A 19,119-nucleotide genomic window follows, 5' to 3' on the forward strand; every position below is an offset into this window, starting at 1 on the left:
TCAACACCTAACATGCCTCAGTCCCTTTTTCCATCCACTTTAAGGGTCATTTGTCGGATTTTATCCAAAAAACTCACATAAAAGCATTATACCAATAATTATTCATGATTTAAAATAAACTTCCTTATTTTTAAAAGTCCACATTAAATAAAATAAAATATTATTTAACAAAAATCTTTTTGCGTTATAATAAAATGGTTGTTATATTTGGATACTATGGAATTAAAGAAGGGATAAATATGAAAATTACCATTACAGGAACAGGGTATGTGGGTCTTGTTACGGGAACATGTCTCGCGGAAATAGGCCATCAAATAACTTGTTTTGATATTGACAAGGAAAAGATTTCCTTATTAAATGAAGGAATTTCTCCCATATACGAGCCAGGACTGGGTGAACTTATTCAGCGTAATATCGATAGTGGTCGTCTTACATTTTCCTCAAATCCTGTGGAGGCATACTCCAATGCTGAGTGTATTTTTATCGCTGTTGGTACTCCGGCAAATGAAGATGGCTCAGCTAATTTAAGCTTCCTGGAAGCTGCAGCCATTCAAATTGCGGAACAGATTAAAAAAGACATCATCGTCGTTATTAAAAGTACCGTACCTGTTGGGACAAACGAACGAATCGGCAGCATAATTCAAGAACGGGTCCCACCAAACATTAAAATAGAAATGGTCTCTAATCCTGAATTTTTACGTGAAGGAACCGCCATTCATGATACCTTCCACGGGGATCGCATTGTGATTGGAGCAAACACGGAAGAAGCCGGAAAGCAAATTGGGAACATTTACGAACCTCTTCATCTACCCATAGTTCACACAGATATTCGCAGTGCAGAAATGATTAAATATGCCTCAAATTCCTTTCTCGCGTTAAAAATTAGCTTTATCAATGAAATAGCTAATCTTTGTGAAAAAATTGGCGCGGATATCGATCAAGTCTCTGCTGGCGTTGGATTGGACAATCGAATCGGCAAGAAATTCCTTAATGCCGGGATCGGCTTTGGCGGTTCATGTTTTCCTAAAGATATTCATGCATTAAATTATTTGGCGAAGGAATTTGATTACGACTTTAAAATTTTACAGTCAGTTATTGATGTTAATTACAGACAAAAGGATCTCCTTTTCTATAAAGCGAAGGAACATTTTGGATCGTTAGCTGGTAAAAGAACCACTATACTTGGACTAACCTTTAAACCCAACACAGATGATATCCGTGAGGCCGCTTCCTTAAGAATCATACAGGATTTGCTTCTTGAAGGTGCAGTAGTAACGGTTTTTGACCCAGTTGCGATGCCAAAGGTGGAAAAGCTCTTTGGTGACAAAATCAGCTTTGCAGTTTCTTCTGAACAGGCATTGGTGGATGCTGAAGCAGCCTTTATCTTGACGGAATGGGATGAAATTAAAAGCATTAAATTGAAAGAAATAAAAGATAAAATGACAGAACCTATCATTTTTGACGGACGAAATTGTTTTTCCCTCGAGGAAACCAAAAAGTACGGAATCCGATACTATTCGATTGGTAGACCAGTTGTACAATAGGCTAAATGAATTTGACACTCAATACACCTTTACAACGGACAGGACATTGCTCAACAGCAATCTTCCTGTCCGTTTTTTTATCTTTGTTTAGGCAGTATTTTGTAACCCGCCCCTTTAAGATTGGTGAAAAAAATCCTACTAGAGTTAGAGAATAAGCTCCTTCTCTATAAATCTGTCTTTTCTCTATTAATGAATGTTATTTTCATATACAATAAAAATAGAATACCTTTGAAGGAGAATCGTTAACTAGAATGAATTTATGCAACCTTTTACGTGTTTTAATTCCTATCTTTATTATTATAGCATTATTTCCTATTAGGGTAGCGGAAGCATCCAGTACTACAGATGTCGTTCCAATTAATTGGAATTTATTTGATAAAGGAAATCCTGATGATGAAAACGCACAACGTATAGAGAAAATCTTATTAAATACGAATAAGTATGGGTTAACGACATGGTGGGATTCATATAAAAATTTTGATTTACAAAAAAATCCTTATTTAAGTTTTGGCGGGAAATTAGAGAATGAAATTCGTCATCCTGCAGCAATGTCACTTGGACTAGCCACTTCATTTGCATTTAATATTTATAACCCTTCCAGTACTAATGTCTCTGAAGAAGAAGCAAAAGAGAAAACATTAAAACTAATTTCTTCTTTGGCCTACAGACATAAGGCAAATATAGCTGGGGGGTGGGGTGATCAATGGCAGTCCGCACATTGGGCATATTTTACCGGTTTTGCAGGGTGGTTAATGTGGGATGAGCTATCTGCTGTTAATCGTGAATATGTTCAAAAAATGGTTGAATACGAGGCAAATCGTTTTAATGATTATTTTGTTCCTTATATGAAGACAACAGATGGAGATATACTGTACCCAGGGGATACAAAAGCTGAGGAAAACGCTTGGAATGCCCAACTTTTACAACTTGCTACAGCCATGATGCCAAACCATCCAAACAGAGATAGTTGGATGGAGAAAAATATAGATTTGATGATTTCATCGGCTGCAATACCATCTGATACGAATAACGAGACCGTGATAAACGGACAATCCATTAAGGATTGGATTCGTGGAAGCAATGTAAATGAAGATGGAACGGTGATTAACCAAGGCTATATTCACCCTGATTATATGGAATTTATTACGTTTAATAATAGTGCGGCTTTACACTATACACTTGCAAATATGTCTACACCAAACGCAGCCTTTTTTAATTCTGATTTAGTATATAAAAGTCTGGTCAATAGGAATTTTGAAAGCCCCCCTTTTGATGCCCCGGGTGGGGCGATCTACCGCGAGGATTCTTCAGATATTTATTATCCTCAGGGAAATTATTGGGGAAATGGACGGAGAATGCAATTTGCTACACTAGATATTTTTGCAAATGCCTTTCATTTTGATTCAACCTTAGACAAAGATGGGGCCTACTGGGAACCACTTCATGCCCAAAAAGTATTAGATATGCAAAATCGTCATTCAGATGGCCACACGTATGCTGATAATAGTGAAGATATCTATACAGGGAAGGAAGAATGGGTTGCGCATCATGCAGCATGGGCATGGATTGCAAAATGGGTTGCTCAATCTGGAAAATTTCACACGACTAACGCGTCATTTATTCCCTTTTATCAGCGCTTAGCAGGATCCAGTCGTTATGAAACGGCAGAAAGAATTTCTCAAGAAGGCTGGCTTGTGGCTCCCACGGTCTTTCTTGCCCGCGGAGACTCTTTCCCAGATGCACTCGCGGGTACACCTTTGGCTTTTCAGAATAACTCGCCAATTTTGTTGACAGAAAAGAATCGACTCTCTGATGCAACAAAGCGCGAAATTCAACGATTAAAAACTAAAAAAGTGATTATATTAGGGGGGGCCTCAGCAGTTGAAAAGGACGTTGAGGATCAACTGAAAAATATGGGGCTTAAGATAGAGAGAATTGCAGGGGAAACAAGGTTTGAAACTGCAAGTAAAATAGCAGAGAAAGTAACTAATACTTCTCAAACTGCTATAGTTGTATATGGCTATAATTTCCCGGATGCTTTATCAGTGGCTGCGATTGCAGCTAAAAATGGTTACCCTATATTATTAACAGAAACAAATACGATACCAAACGAAACTAAACAGGCACTGAAAGGTATATCCAACACGTATGTAATCGGCGGAGAAAGTGTTATATCTAATGCTGTAATCAATCTATTACCTTCCTCAAACCGAATTGGCGGGGAGAATCGGTTTGAAACAGCTGCAAATGTAATCAAAGAATTTAATTTACATCCTACAAAACTATTTTTAGCTAATAGAGACGGATTTTCTGATGCGCTAGCAGGATCCGTACTTGCAGCAAAAAAGGATGCAAATATCCTTTTAGTTGAAAAAGATATAATACCAACCGCTACTCAATTCATCTTTGATCAATACCCTATCCAAAACTTTGTTGTTCTTGGTGGAAAAGAGGCTGTTTCTGATACGGTAATCAATACATTGAAGAAATAATTAATAAATACCAAAGAAAAAAAGCAAAACCCTCACATAAAAAGAGTTTTGCTTTTTCTTCATATTCTTTGTAACTAAGAATGATTACTACCTAGATGGTAATGTTTCAATTTCATTGGTCGTCGACATACTTACTGCCTCTTCTCCACCTAACACAGTAACATGATTCACTCGGTTTTTCGAAATCACTTGTCCAATTTCAGCCGGAACGTAATTCTTTTCAACCAATAGTAATGATGCATTTTCTCTTGCAACTAAAACGGAACCAGTTAATGCGTCTGCAAATCCTCTGCCGTTAGCCACAAAAACCTTGTCCGTGCTCAATTTTAATGTATTGATAAGGTTAGCACCAGTAGCATATCGATTTTCACCGGTGATCCGTTGTGCACCAGGTATTTTAGTATATACTTGATTACTAATAACCCCTTCGCCGCCGATTACAATCGTTTTCGCTTTACCGATTAGTGAGTCACTTGTTTCCTTTGGCAAAGCTTCTTTATTTGTTAATAGAATAGGATAACCATTTTTTGCCGCATAAGAGGCTACAGATAGTGCATCTGGAAAATCATAACCGTAGGCAACAATCGCAGTATCAGGATTTCCACCTAATCTCTCTGCAATAAGTTTTGCCGTTTCAAAGCGATTGCTTCCGGCAATTCTTTCCGTTGTCATATTCAATGCCTTAAGGTTAGCTTCAACAGGAGCAGAAACCGCACTTGTTCCACCTAAAATAATCGCCTTTGATGCTTTAAGTCTCTTTATTTCAGTTGCTGTTTCGACAGAAAGTACATCCTTATTTGTTAATAATATTGGCGCATCCAATTTATAGGCTAATGAAGCACCTGCCAAAGCATCTGGGAAATCATCACCTCGTGCAATAATAACAGTATCAGCTGTATTCCATCCTTGTTTAGAAATTTCAACTGCCGTGGAATAACGAGTACTTCCTGATACGCGTTCAATTTCCCTACCTGGAGTTGGGGCGTAATCAACAAAAACATTGCGTTTTCTTAACTTTTCAATAATAGCTAAGGAATTGCTATTTAATGGATTTCCTGTTAAGTATAACGCTCCAAATGTCATATTTTGCAATGGTGAAAGATCCGTAATGAGATTCCCTTCCAAAAGAAATTCACCTTGGGTAACATTTGCTAAATTTGAGATATTTGTTAACTCGTTATCACTCAAATTATAGTAATAGTAAACTTCCTTGGTAACGGTAAGACCCTGTAATGAACTTAAGTGGTTAGAGCTTAAATCTAAATATTGAATGTTTGTCAAACCGGATAATGAAGAAATGGAACTAATATTGTTGTTGGCTGCATAAAGACTATTTAAATTCTTTAGATTCTTTAAAGCATCCAAACTTGTAATCTCATTATTACTTAGATCCAGATCGAAGTAAACTGATCCAGTAACCGACAAAGAAGCTAAAGCTGAAATATCTTTGATATGGTTATAGCTTAGATCAAGACCAGATAATTGATTAAGATTTTTTAATGGACTGATATCTGTTATGTTATTAGAGCTTAAAACAAGGCTGGACAATTTAGTAAGATTTTTTAATGGGCTGATATCTGTTATATTATTATTAGCCAGATTTAAATACTCTAAGTTTTTGGCATTTTCTAATCCTGATAGACTTGAAATATTCTGTTCATATCCCCAAATTCCATCTAAGTCATTAAGGTCTTCTACTGTATAATCTTCATCCTCATAAAGATCCATACTGTACTTAATCGCTTCATCTAAATTGGGATCGGGAATAAGTGCGCTGTTTGCATAGGCAGGCGCGCTTACAGTAAAGACTAAAAGTACTGCTAGTAAAAACTTTAAAAATGGTAATTCCTTTTTGTTCATTATATTTCCCCCTTTTTATATTCTATGACTTCATCAATATTAGACCGATAGTCATAGGTAACACTTACCTATTATACCATTTTTGGACAAAAAGGGTCATTTTTTTTATTGGTTTTTAGTTCGTTTTTCCTACGGACGCCAGCTCTTTCAATTCCTTCACATTACTTTGAAATTCTAAATCATTTTTGATCTTCCTACTTATTATTTCATTATTATCACTATTGTTAAGCTCATTTGCCACAAATACTAAAGCTGCTGCTTTACTTTTTATTTGGTTATTTTTAGTGCTTAGGAGAGGATTTGCTAATTTGCTCACATCACCATAATTCCCCATAATAAAATAGGATAGTGCCGTAAAATATTTTATGTTCTCAGAGCTATGAAATTTTCGACCATTAAAACGGTCGCTTGGAAGTTTTCTTTGCAATTCTTTTACGTCTAATTCAATCTTGTCGTATTGGGCTATCACGACTTTTGCCAGTTTAATAGAATTAGCCTTTTCCCTTTGGTTTAATTGTTGTAAAGCCATCTCAGTTGTAAGCTGAATATCTTTTTCCCTTACCAAAATGTTAAACTTGTCCAATTCTATTGCTCTGTTTAAATAGCGGATTGCACTTAATTTCATACCCGTTTTTTCAAACAAGTTCACTGCATATAAAGTTGCCGTCGAGTTACTTCCTTCCAACGAAACTATTTTCTGTGCAATCTTGCCGGCAGCTTCATTTGATCCACTATCTTTATCCGCAAGTAAAGACATGCCTAGTGCATTCCACTTTTCAATATCATAAGGATTGTATTGGACTGATTTGGTCAGCAAGCCCTGTTTACTATTTACTGATTCAGGATCAACTGTTTGTGAAAATAACTGATTCGACATAAAAAAACGATAAGAAATCGTTAAAGAAAGTAACACAAATGAAATAAGCAGGCCTTCAGTAAGTTGTATCAAAATTGTAGGGGTACGAGTATTTTTACCACTTTCATTTGGTGGTAACCCCAATGCGAGTAACGTTAATAGGACGAACCAAACTGTTCCAAAGGAAAAATTAAAATCCACGCTGCTGTGAATAAAAATCATTAGTACCGCTAGAAAAACAGACATCTGCATGGGGGTTCTCTCTTTAGAGGACCGCTTTTTCATCATCTTTATGATTAGAAATACGAATATACCAATGAACACAAGGAGGCCAATAACCCCCGAATTAATCAGCCATTCTAAATAGCCATTATGTATATTATTCGCTTGATATGGAAGCGATTGATAGTCTGTAAATAATACTGACCATCCCTGCCCGCCAAAACCAACTAACAGTGAATCTTTACTGGCACGTAATGCGTCCTTGGCCATTACCATACGTTCTGTGAACGTATCACTGTTTAAAGAAATCGATTGGACCCTTTCTGGCAGGATTGAATAAACAATTCCATGAAAGACAAAATCCAAAATTACTAGACAAGTACATATGGCTATGATAATGGGTAACCCAAATCGACTCATTTTGGAACTTTCAAGTTTTTTAAATAAAGCAGTGCGCATGTAATGATTCGATAATTTTCTAATGGCAATCAAGGAACTAACGAAAACAATTACTCCGGCAGCTACATATCCCAAAAGCCACCCACTTTTTATAGGACTTATAAAATAAAGAATGCAGCTAATCATTATCGAAACCAATGAAATGATTAGATAAACAAGCTGTTTTTTTAGGCTATGCATAAATAATCCTATGATCCAAACTAGAGGTATGAACAACAAAGCCGCTCGAGACTCTGCTAAAAGAAAGGACACAAAAACTGGGATTACTACTACACCTAAAAGGTAGAACTCAACTTTGTTCAAATCTTTATTACTCAGTTGGTTTAATGAAAATAGCCATAATGCAGCCATTAGGACCGCAAAAGTATTGGGATACTGCAGTGTTCCAGCTAACCGATCAGCTACAACAATGTCAGGAAAGTCAATCATTCCCGTATATCCGCAAAGTGAAAAGACAGCAATGGTGAATCCTGTTATCAAAACGATATAGTAAACTAATTGTTTATAGTTTCGTTCCATACAGATATAGCAGACTAAAAAGAAATAGCAACAATACGCAGTCCATCTTAATATTTCATTGATTGCACCTAATGGAGTGGCTGCATGAAAATAGGAAAATCCTAATATGATCGGGAAAACGATTAAAACAAATGGATATAGAATCCGAGGAAGTTCTTTTTTTAATGCTAAAAATAAAAAGGTTAGTAAAAATATCACATACAATCCAATTTGAAGGGCATAAAAATCCTTATCAAAGAATAGGCCTCTCATAAAAGGGGTAAAAAAGAAAAACAATCCAAAACAAACAAACAATAGTAGTCGCATGTTGACTTAATCCTCCGTTACTTAATGACCTCAGACATAACATTCTTGAAAAGTGCTGCAGGATAGGAACCCCCAGATACTTCTTGCTTTTGATCTGGCTTCATCCTTTCATTTCCAACCCATACAGCAGCTGTATAATTTTCTACGCCTCCGATAAACCAGCCATCATTAGAGTTCGTACCCGTTTTTCCGTAAACCTGTTCCCCCTCAATATAGGCGCTTTTCCCCGTTCCCCTTTCGACAACTGCTGTCAATAGACTAACGAGCTCTTCAGAAGTTCTTTCGGAAAAAACCCTATACTGCTTAGGTTTCTTCTCGGGAAGAGTCACTTCCCCGTTAGCTATTTCAATTTTTTTCAAAGTCCCACCCGATACCAATTGCCCACGATTTGAAATAGCGCTATACGCTTTTACCATTTCCAATGGTGAAGCTCCATTTTGTAAAAAACCAAGCGCAATAGGAAAGCTATCTCTTATATCAACGGTAAACACTTTAAATTTCTTTAAATATTCTAATCCCGTATGTAAGCCAATTTGTTGGAGTAACCATACCGTCGGAACATTATATGACATCACTAATCCTTCCTCGAGGGAAACTTCCTTACGGTAGATATAATCATAATTTAACGGTTGAAAAGTGCCAATTCGAAATGGCACATCTTTTAATCTGTCATCCCTCTTCCAGCCTAATTCCATTGCAGGGCCATAGACAACTAATGGCTTCATTGTGGAAGCGGGTTGTCGAGGATGATCCACACGATTAAGCACCTTAGCAAAGGGGTTTCTACTTCCCATCATGGCTACTAGTTCCCCATTTTTATGATTAACGATTACCATGCTACTCTCAATCCCATTATCTTGATTCTGGCTTTTAGGAAAGTTATCCTTTTTGATATATTGATTGAATAATTCCTTTTGAACTTTTTGATCTATGTTGAGGTATATGGCCAAATTACTATGTATTGGAGTATTATTCGACTCTATTAGCTCAGAATAAGCATATTGTAGATAAGAGTAACAATAGGCATACTTATGAGTGAGCATGGTTTCAAGAAAATGAGGAAAGTCCTTTTTATCATTATTGAACTCGTCTTTAGAAAGAACCCCTGTTTTGTAGTATTCTTCAAGTACTTCCTTCATATAATCCCGAACCTGCTCATTATTCTCATCTATTATTTGGTTATGACTTATTTTCTCTAGGGCCAGCAAATAGCTCCATTCCAAAGAATCAAGTTCATTCACTTGTTTTCGGAAAAAATATTCAGCCGCGGTGCCCATCCCAATTATGCCAGTTTTGAAATCTAATTCATTTAGGTAGTAGTTTACTAATTCTTTCTCATCGACGAAAACCGTAAAGTAAAGCTTCGCCGTTTCCTTCTTTAAGTTGGTCAGTATCCCCTTCTGATTTCCATTAAAAATTTGTTCAATAATATAGGAACGTAGGTAGCTTTCTCCAGTCGTATTTAATAGAGCTAATTCCCTCTTTGGAATTTCATTTATAGAAATAGGTTTTTTCTTTATTGTCAACATTTTGGTACCAGTGTTATCGTAATAGGTAATTGAACCATGGTTATTAATAGTTTGGTTGATAAATCTAAATTGTAGAATGGTAAAAATAATACCTATTACAAAAAGGAGACCAACCATACTATAAAGAATTAAATGCCTGTTTTTCCTCTTCTGGATGTTTATGCTATTTTTATTTTTTTCTTCCATATTTAACACCTTTATCTTCCGTTATGACATATAACTCCTAATCCTGCTCTTTCCTTTAACTAGTTTTTGTGTACAATAGTCTAATAGAACTGTAAAAAAAATAGAAAAGAGGGAAAGCATGAAGAAAGTACTAGTAATAATTCTTTCAATTTATACTATTTGTTTTTATACATATTCGTCAAGTGCATTTGCTGCTAATAATAAAGAAGCAACTAAACGGATTGTAATTAAAATGATAGACCAAAAGACAATAAGTAATTTTCAATTTAAAAGTTACAATGTTCAAGATAAAAAGAAAAATATAAAAATACTCGAAGTACCACAGACTGAATCTAAGAACGTATTAGAGGCTCTTAAACAAGATTCTAGCATTGAATTTGCTGAGGCTGAAATTCAATATCACTATTTAAGTACTACTAATGATGAATTCTTTCAAAACATGCAAATGAAGGATTTCTCTCTTATTCAAGGGCCAGAGGCATGGGATCTATTTATACCGAAGAAAACACCTATTGTCGCTGTTTTAGATTCTGGGATTGACACATCCAATCCAGATTTACAACATCAAATCTATAAACCATATAATATAGTGGAACCAGGTACTCCGCCTTTCGATGATGTTGGCCATGGAACACATGTTGCAGGTATTGTCGGAGCAGAAACGAACAATGGTATCGGCGTTTCTTCTCTTTCGAAGGGTGCCCTGATTATGCCAGTGAAAGTAGGAGATGCAAACTACATTAGTTCAATCGATATTGCAGATGGGATATATTATGCAGTCGATAACGGTGCAAGCATTATCAACATTAGCATTGGAAATAATACTAATAGTTTATATATAGAAGATGCTATTAATTATGCCTACTCTAAGGGTGTTCTCGTCGTTGCGGCGGCTGGAAATGAAGGTACCTCTAAATACTCTTATCCTGCAGCCTTAAAGAGTGTGGTTTCGGTTGCAGGGGTTGATAGCCAAACAGATAGCTTAGCAGATTTCTCTAGCTATGGGGATTGGGTATCTGTAGCCGCACCCGCTGTAGATATTTTTAGTACCTATCCTACTCATCTTGGCACTAATGCTTATGAGCAAATGAGTGGCACAAGTATGGCATCCCCAATGGTAGCCTCTTTAGCTGCCCTTTTAAAAAATCAAGACCCTGATTTATCCCATAATCAAATTCGTTGGATCATGGAATACTCAAGTGAACCTTATAATCGTTCTGAATACAATCAAAACGGTAGGATTAATGCATATGAAGCATTACGTGAATATAATGATTTCTCGCGGATTTATGGGGATACATCAGTAGAGACATCAAGCCAAATTGCAGAAATGGGTTGGCCTGAAGGCCCTTCTAATCGGATATTGGCTCCACATGAGGGAGATCTCAATCCTAATAAATTAAAACAGGAAGGGAAATTTGCTATCCTTGCAAGTAATCAAAGTTTTCCAGATAGTCTATCAGCAGGTGCGCTTTCATTTACATTGGATGCACCTATTCTATTAACTTATCCTAATCGTTTAAGCCAATCGACTATAAATACACTTCAACGTCATCAAATTACTAATGTATTAGTCCTGGGTGGACCAAGTGCTGTTTCAGATAGTGTACTTACCGGTCTAAAAAACCAGGGCTTTTCAATCAACCGGTTGCAAGGGGAAGACCGGTTTGAAACTGCAGCAGAGGTAAACGATTATGTGGGTAAAACAGGGGGAGAAGTCATTATAGCCAATGGCCGGAATTTTCCTGATGCACTGTCAGTATCCTCTTTCTCAGCTAAGAATCAAATCCCGATTGTTTTTGTGGATCGGGATAATATAGCTCAATCCACGAAAGACTTTTTAAATAAATATCAATTCAGTAAAACAATTGTAATCGGGGGACCTGAAGCAGTCTCTGAAAATGTTTTAAAGCAGCTACCTAATCCAGAAAGAATTGCAGGTTCTGACAGATTTGAGACAAATACAAAAGTAATTAATTACTTTATGGGTGAACAAGAAATGGCTGGTTTTATCTTTGCTACTGGAAGAAACTATCCAGACGCCCTTGCTGGGGGGCCTTTTGCAGCGAAGATGAATTATCCACTAATTCTGACAAACATCGATATGCTCCCACAATCAAGCGATCAGTACTTACAAAATAGAGTGGAAAATAATCATTCATATTATGATATGATAACTTTAGGTGGAAACGCAGCCCTCTCCTCTTCACTGATTTGGAAGATAGATAGATTATTTTATGGTGATTACTATCAACAAGCCTACTCACCATCATCTCGCTACCAGGTAAAAAATAAAGAAATGAAAACAAGGTTTATAAAAAAATAAACAAAAAGAGGACAACAAAAGGCTTTTCAAAAGCACTTTAGTTATTCTCTTTTTCATTGTTTAAACATTCAATTATTTCTTTGTAATCCCGAAATATAAAAAAGAAGCGCACCTTTTCGGTACGCACGGCAAATAACCGTTTATCGTGATTTTTATAATCAGATAGACGGTTATTTTAGTAGCCACATTCCGCTCGGATCATTTTCGACCAGGGCATGTATTGATTTAAAACTTCCGGGCTTTGATAGATATCTAGATTCGTTAAATCTGTCAGTAACTTCAAAAGATAACGATAGAAATCCACATTGTTTGCTTTTGCAGTTTCTGCGATACTTAAACAGATAGCGTTGGCTTTTGCACCGGCTTCGCTAACAGAGTGGATCCAGTTTTTTCGACCCACCACACTCGGGCGTATTGCATTCTCCGCGGGTTATTCCAATGTTTTAATAACCCGCGTTATACCAATCATTAAATTATTCTGAGCATTGTAGGAAAACTGCATAATTACTTCGATTTGTCCTTAAAAGCTCAGAATAACTTTTTTTGAATTACTTCAATCCGTATTACTTGGCAAGGGTTTCTTCAACTGTAATGAGTTTTGACTTTGTAAAGACTCTTCCACTTTCCTAAAGGCTTCATTTATCATCTCCGCATCCGTTTGTGTATATATTTCTGTAGTTTCCAACGATTCGTGATCAAGCAGTTTTGCAATCACCGGCAATGAATACCCCATTCTGTACAAATGAGCACCAAAACTATGTCTGAAAAGATGCGGGTACACATTTTTAGGGACCTGACTACATGCCCTACGAGCAGCTTCACCATATTTTTTTATGAAGTGTTCCGCATCTGCAACGGACATACTGTCCTTTGTGCCTTTAATAACAGTGTAAAAAAGATAATCTTCAGGTGACCTAGTAGGATGATAAACCGAAAGGTAATAATCTAAATTTTCTACTGTGATATCAAGTAAAGGCACGCACCTCGGATTATTTCCTTTACCCAAAATTATTACAAAAGGATCCTTTGTAGCAATTTCTAAATCCTTAATCTTTACATTAAGCGCTTCCGAAACCGTTGCTCCGCTCCACAGTATATCAAAATATCAAAAATCAAACATGTTACCGTACGTGCAAAAGATAGGAACTGGATGACACGTGATGCTATCAAAGTAATCCTTGAACAACCACCAAAGACAAATATAGGAATTCGTGATAGGTTTTTCATGATATTTCTATATGGAAGCTTGGTGCTGTTCCCCATGTAACAGAAGTTGATGTATAGTTGCTTGTTACACGGTGAAGATTAATGGTTCAGTCGCCATGACTAATATATTGGCTAATTCCAATTTTCGCTTCGACGATCTCAGCGTTTGGAATCTGCGGTAAGCTCGGTCATTTTAATAATGCACGTATAGCACCACTATTGTTACCAGTAAAGTTTCCGACATAGAACCATTCTGAATTACCCCCTCTGTTAGGATAGATGTCGTATAGAACTTTAGTGTTATACTTTAGTTAACACGGAGGGTGATCGACATGACAGAGAAATTGGGAAGACGTTATAGCAGGGAAATAAAAGAGTCCATTGTGAAGAGGATGATGCCACCAAACAACGAGGCTATTAGTCGAATTAGTGAGGAAACTGGTATTACCGAGGCTACGTTGTATAAGTGGAGGAAGGATACTCGAGCTGCTGGAAATGCCACACCTGGAGATGGACAAGGCTCGGAACAATGGAATAGTGAAGATAAATTTTTAATCGTTATGGAAACCTACTCATTAAATCAAGCAGAACTAGCGGAGTATTGCCGAAAAAAGGGATTATATAAAGAACAAATTGAAGCTTGGCGTGATACATGTCTTAGTGCAAATGGCCGGGAAACTAATCAAACAAAGCAGTTGAATCAAGAATTAAAGGAAGAGAAGAAACGAGCCAAATCTTTAGAAAAAGATTTGCTTAAAAAAGAGAAAGCATTGGCTGAAGCCGCAGCCATATTACTTTTAAGAAAAAAGGCCCAAGCGATCTGGGGGGACCAAGAGGACGAATGATCAGCCCGTCAGATCGCGCACTAGCAGTAGAACTCATCCAAGAAGCTAACCAGAATGGTGCGCGATTAGCCCTTGCTTGTAAAGAACTAAACATTAGTGTACGGTCGTATGAACGCTGGGTTTCAGAAGGTGGAGTTAAGGAAGATCAACGCCCTATTGCGCTACGCCCAGAACCCAAAAATAAACTAACACAAGAGGAAAAAACGAGAATACTAGAGGTTGTTAAAAAAGAGGAATTCGCTGATTTACCACCAACACAAATTGTGCCAAAATTGGCGGATCAAAGTATTTATATTGCCTCCGAATCTAGTTTTTACCGAGTGCTTCGTGAACAAAATATGCAAAACCATCGGGGAAGAAGCAAAAGACCCGAACGGAGGTTACCAGAAAGTCATTTAGCAATAGCTCCGAACCAAGTTTGGACATGGGATATTACATGGTTAAAAGGACCTGTGAAAGGCATATTTTACCGTCTCTATTTAATTCTTGATTTATTTAGTAGAAAGATAGTCGGCTGGGAGATTTGGGAAACGGAAGAGGCAAAATACGCAGAAGAATTAATGAAGAAGACGGTTGTAAGCGAGAAGATTCAGGGAAGACCGTTGGTCCTCCATTCCGATAATGGTAGTCCGATGAAAGCGGCGACTTTTCAGGTCTTACTCGAAAAGTTGGGAATTCAAAGCTCTTATTCTAGACCAAGAGTAAGCAATGATAATCCCTATTCTGAAGCTATGTTTCGGACACTAAAATACAGACCAGAATACCCATTCAAAGGTTTTGGAACACTCGATGCAGCACGAGAATGGGCACTGAAATTTGTACATTGGTATAACTGCGTACATTTGCACAGTGGCATAAATTTTGTGACGCCTGAACAGTGTCATACTGGAGCCTATGTAGAAGTTCTCAATAAGAGAAAAGAAGTCTATGAGCAAGCGAAACAAAAACGGCCTGAACGTTGGACAAGATCTACAAGGGACTGGAGTCCACATGAATCAGTGGCATTAAATCCAATGAAAGAATCAGCAGAAAATGCATCCAAATAGATTATCTTCAGATATGCTTGAACCCCTTTACCCATCTCCAAATAGAACAGAATAAAATTCTGTTCTATTTGGAGATGGCCAGCAAGCGAAGCGCGGTAGTTTCTTTAAATACACTAGCAAACAGGGAAAATGCGACAACTATCTTGACAAACACCGATTATGATAGTTTAAAGTGGGCTTGTTTTGAGCGATATATGTATTTTCCGCTTCGAAAACATCAACCCATAGATCAATCGTGACTGGATAAACTCTCTTTGGATCGGTTAAAAAAGCTTCATCTGCTGTTAGAGTTAAGATAAAACCTTCATTTATTGATGTAATATCTTGGGTTATATCTTGAGAATAGGCACTTTCTGATGGAACTCCTCCACTCGAATCAAATATATATGGACGTTCAAAAAAGAATAAAAATTTGGTCCCTTCGTCGGATGGAAACGAGATTGAGAATAAACAGAATAAGTTTAAGGTTAAATTTCAGAGGAATCCGAAAAATATAAAGGTATCCCGGAACGAGGGACATTTACCCTTTGGGGATATGGTCATGAAGAGACTAAAGGGGCCTCAGTTGATTTTTATAGAGAAGATGGAGAAAATCTATTTGGTTGTTATGAGACTGAACAAGGAATGGAATTTTATTGTGATAATGTTGTAAAACCGGGAACTTACTATATTGGAATAAGCCCTTATGAAAATACAACATTTAATGGCGAAGGATACTCTTTCTATATGTACCTTACTCCGCCAACTGTCTACAGAATATCTGATGCGGATCGTTACGAAACAGCAGTTAATATTGCTTATGAGGATTTGGGAAAGGGAACTGAAGAAATTGTTCTTGTAACTGGGGAAGATATTCCTGATGCTCTAGCTGCATCCCCCTTGCTTTTGAATTAGGTGCTCCTATCCTCCTAACTAGAAAGAATCAATTACCAGATTCTGTTCAATCTTTTATTCAGGATGTCGATGTAAAACGAGTAACAATAATTGGCGGAACAGCCGTTATCTCGCAGCAAGTGGAAAATTACTTACAAAAAACACTTGCGCTTACTGTAACTCGGAATACAGGAAAGGACCGCTTTGAGACTGCTGCCAACATTGCAAAAGCAATGGGTGGCGGAAGTACTGATACAGTTGTTGTAAACGGGAGAAACTACCCTGACGCTCTTTCGATTGCACCTTATGCAGCACAAGGCGGCCTTCCGATTCTATTGACAGATGCTGAGACAATGCCATCTGCAACAGCCGAGATTCTTCAAGGAAAATCCCATACGTTAGTTATCGGAAGAACAAATGTAATTTCAGATTCTATTTTTCGCAAACTGCCTGGAGCTAGAAGAATTGCCGGAAATGACCGATATGAAACCTCTTTATTAGTTTCTCAGAATATGGCTAAAGACTATGTTTTTATTGCGAGTGGAACAAACTTTCCTGATGCATTATCCGGATCCGTTCTAGCTGCAGCGTATGGAAAACTAATTTTGCTCACTCGGCCAAACGTTCTTTCAGAAGAGTTAAAAGGTCTCCTCAGAGATCAGGAGGTATTAACCGTTTCCATTTTAGGTGGGCCGGGGTCAGTAAGCAAGCAAGTGGAACAAGATTTATTGAGTGTTATAAGATCGATAGAATAACTGAGATTTTGTTCCAAGTCGGAAGTTGAAAAAAAGCAATGCAAAATTTGAATTTTTGCATTGCCTTTTTTAATGAAAAGAATACTTTTTTCGTATATCTCTGGCCAGACTAAGCTAATATTGAATCACATGCTATTCCTATGATTCCGTAATATAAATCTACTGGTTGTCCCTTATTAGAACCGACTCATTATTTCTTTAGTAACCAATTTCTTGAAAGATTTCACCGATTTGGTTTTCTACACCTACTACGTCGCTTCCCCCAAGTAAGTTGTAGGAATGCAGCTTTTTGTTTACGATTGCATTCTTGATTGGATCAGGTACCTGGGCAGGATAGGTTAATAAGAGCGGTGCGTCATTTTTCGCTGCCAGTACGGCTCCTGTTAATGCATCCGCAAAATTATAGCCTGTTGCTATATAGGCCTTTCCATTTTTACCTGTAAATAAGGAATTGACGATATTGTAATTGGTTTCAAAGCGATTCATTCCCCCATAGCGCACAGGGTTATTGAATTGTCCCATTATTTCATCACTGATGGCATTCTCACTACCTACAACAATGGTATTTTTATAGTCTATTAATGCATTTTTTGTTGCCTCAGGAAGTTCATTTGTTCTTGAAAGAAAAATAGGATAGCCCATTTTGGCTGCATATGGTGCAATCGTCAATGCATCGGGATAGTTATAACCAACTGCGACAATGGCCGTGTTACCTTTTTCAGGCATTTTCTCAGCAATTTTTGTAGCCGTTTGGAACCGATCCGCTCCGCCAATCCGGCTCACTTGCAGACCCATTCCGTTCAATTGCCCTTCGACCCCAGAGCTGATGGCATCTGAACTACCGAGTAGAATGACCTTCTTTGCTTTTAAGCGGTTGATCTCATTTTTAGTCGTTTCCGTTAACTGAGTATCATGGGTTAGCAGCATCGGCGCATTAAGTTGGTATGAAAGTGTCGTGCCGGCAAGGGCATCCGGGAAATCATAGCCTCGTGCCAATACAACTGTATCTGACCCGTTCGGCCAGCCTTCTTGGGAGATGGCAGCTGCCGTTTCAAATCGGGTTGACCCGGAAAGTCTTTTGCCAAGCGGCTGCAGACCGCCGGATGCTGTGTACCCAATCGTTCCATCCTGTAGCTTCACTTTGTACCAGACATATTGCTTATTGCGCATATCTACGGAAGGATCAAACTTATTGGATTCATCATAAACGAATCGATCCAAAATGGTAACAGCTTCTTTTTTTCCAGTTGGCAGCGTTTTAACTTTTCCTGAAAGGGTCGACGGTGCTCCCCTAAAATTTGCAGATTCTGCTGATAGAACAAGATCATTGCTCTTAAATGCATGTTTCGTTGTATGCAGCAAATGATTGGCGATAGAGTACGAATTTCGGTTAAATAATAATAATAATAATAATGGAGGGTTTTCCGTATAAGTAAAGTCGCTAACTTTGAAATCAAATGGAATCGGATGGATCCCCATACTATTGTTGGCCGAGTCTAGTTGACTATAAAATCTCTCTTGATAGCTCTTCGTATTCATAGTTCCATCCGCCTGGTAAATAGGGCTGTTGCTTGGAACCTTTCCATTATAAGCAAGGATGGCAAAATACCAGTTTTCAAGAATATCCCGCTCGTTATTATTTAATATTGGCAGCTTTCCATCTATTCCTTTAAACTTTTCATCGAGCTTCTGTAAGCCGGCATTAATATTATACTGGATATCCGTTTTCAATTTTTCTTGATCAAATCTTGGATCATTGGTAATTTGCATTATCCCAATGCCGCCATCATTATTTGAAGCATGATACGGCTCTCCGTTTTTATCAAATTGCTGCCAGGCACTTTCCTGATAAGCCAAGGTTTTGGCAATTTCCGGAGGGATATCATATTTGATAGCCGACTCCGTTAGCAGTTTATTAATCTCTTGATACGATGGATTTTGATAAGTAGTGCCGGAAAGTGTGGTCTCTGCAAAACTACTGCCTGCTCCAATAGAAAGAAATAGAGAAGCTGAAGTAATTCCGGTTAGAAATTTTTTTAACATTATGTTCCCCTTTCAAAATTAATCTAGTTTAAGGATACCATTTTTATACTAG

General features: G+C 37.5%; 10 protein-coding genes and 2 pseudogenes. 6 read left to right on the top strand and 6 right to left on the bottom strand.

From position 1 onward, the window contains the following. Window positions 1-239 precede the first annotated feature (239 nt). Both RCG19_RS06050 and RCG19_RS06055 read left to right on the top strand, forming a co-directional pair. Window positions 240-1,544: a UDP-glucose dehydrogenase family protein gene (locus RCG19_RS06050; RefSeq protein ID WP_308110062.1), complete on the top strand. Its 1,305-nt coding sequence runs from the start codon at window positions 240-242 to the stop codon at window positions 1,542-1,544. 251 nt (window positions 1,545-1,795) lie between these two features. After that, window positions 1,796-4,036, top strand: a complete 2,241-nt coding sequence (locus RCG19_RS06055) for a cell wall-binding repeat-containing protein (RefSeq protein WP_308110063.1) — start codon at window positions 1,796-1,798, stop codon at window positions 4,034-4,036. Window positions 4,037-4,123: 87 nt separating this feature from the next. On the opposite strand, the gene RCG19_RS06060 is transcribed toward RCG19_RS06055, so the two are convergent. From RCG19_RS06060 to RCG19_RS06070, 3 genes are all read right to left on the bottom strand, one after another. Beyond that, the gene (locus RCG19_RS06060; RefSeq protein WP_308110064.1) at window positions 4,124-5,896 is read right to left on the bottom strand and encodes a cell wall-binding repeat-containing protein; all 1,773 of its coding nucleotides are present in this window, start codon (window positions 5,894-5,896) and stop codon (window positions 4,124-4,126) included. 115 nt (window positions 5,897-6,011) lie between these two features. Continuing rightward, a complete protein-coding gene (locus RCG19_RS06065) occupies window positions 6,012-8,258 on the bottom strand; it encodes an O-antigen ligase family protein (RefSeq protein WP_308110065.1) in 2,247 nt (748 codons plus the stop codon). Between the two features lie 17 nt (window positions 8,259-8,275). Continuing rightward, the gene (locus RCG19_RS06070; protein ID WP_308110066.1) at window positions 8,276-9,973 is read right to left on the bottom strand and encodes a transglycosylase domain-containing protein; all 1,698 of its coding nucleotides are present in this window, start codon (window positions 9,971-9,973) and stop codon (window positions 8,276-8,278) included. A 118-nt stretch (window positions 9,974-10,091) separates the two neighbouring features. Between RCG19_RS06070 and RCG19_RS06075 the strand changes: the two genes are divergently transcribed. Then, the gene (locus RCG19_RS06075; RefSeq protein WP_308110067.1) at window positions 10,092-12,299 is read left to right on the top strand and encodes a cell wall-binding repeat-containing protein; all 2,208 of its coding nucleotides are present in this window, start codon (window positions 10,092-10,094) and stop codon (window positions 12,297-12,299) included. Window positions 12,300-12,474: 175 nt separating this feature from the next. On the opposite strand, the gene RCG19_RS06080 is transcribed toward RCG19_RS06075, so the two are convergent. Together RCG19_RS06080 and RCG19_RS06085 are read right to left on the bottom strand one after the other, a co-directional pair. Then, entirely contained in the window at window positions 12,475-12,714 is a 240-nt protein-coding gene (locus RCG19_RS06080; RefSeq protein WP_308110939.1) for a transposase domain-containing protein, read from the bottom strand. A 138-nt stretch (window positions 12,715-12,852) separates the two neighbouring features. Further along, a complete protein-coding gene (locus tag RCG19_RS06085; protein WP_308110940.1) occupies window positions 12,853-13,395 on the bottom strand; it encodes a tyrosine-type recombinase/integrase in 543 nt (180 codons plus the stop codon). Between the two features lie 442 nt (window positions 13,396-13,837). On the opposite strand from RCG19_RS06085, the pseudogene RCG19_RS06095 reads away from it, so the two are divergent. The 3 genes and pseudogenes from RCG19_RS06095 (at window position 13,838) to RCG19_RS06105 (ending at window position 17,024) form a co-directional block, all read left to right on the top strand. Beyond that, window positions 13,838-15,396, top strand: a pseudogene (locus RCG19_RS06095) (IS3 family transposase). Between the two features lie 726 nt (window positions 15,397-16,122). Next, a pseudogene (locus RCG19_RS23675) lies at window positions 16,123-16,355 on the top strand (cell wall-binding repeat-containing protein); the annotation flags it as partial. A gap of 54 nt (window positions 16,356-16,409) precedes the next feature. Then, a complete protein-coding gene (locus tag RCG19_RS06105) occupies window positions 16,410-17,024 on the top strand; it encodes a cell wall-binding repeat-containing protein (RefSeq protein WP_308110071.1) in 615 nt (204 codons plus the stop codon). Between the two features lie 198 nt (window positions 17,025-17,222). On the opposite strand, the gene RCG19_RS06110 is transcribed toward RCG19_RS06105, so the two are convergent. Further along, the gene (locus RCG19_RS06110) at window positions 17,223-19,067 is read right to left on the bottom strand and encodes a cell wall-binding repeat-containing protein (RefSeq protein WP_308110072.1); all 1,845 of its coding nucleotides are present in this window, start codon (window positions 19,065-19,067) and stop codon (window positions 17,223-17,225) included. Between the last annotated feature and the right edge of the window lie 52 nt (window positions 19,068-19,119).

Source organism: Neobacillus sp. OS1-2, assembly GCF_030915505.1.
GTDB lineage: Bacteria > Bacillota > Bacilli > Bacillales > Cytobacillaceae > Neobacillus.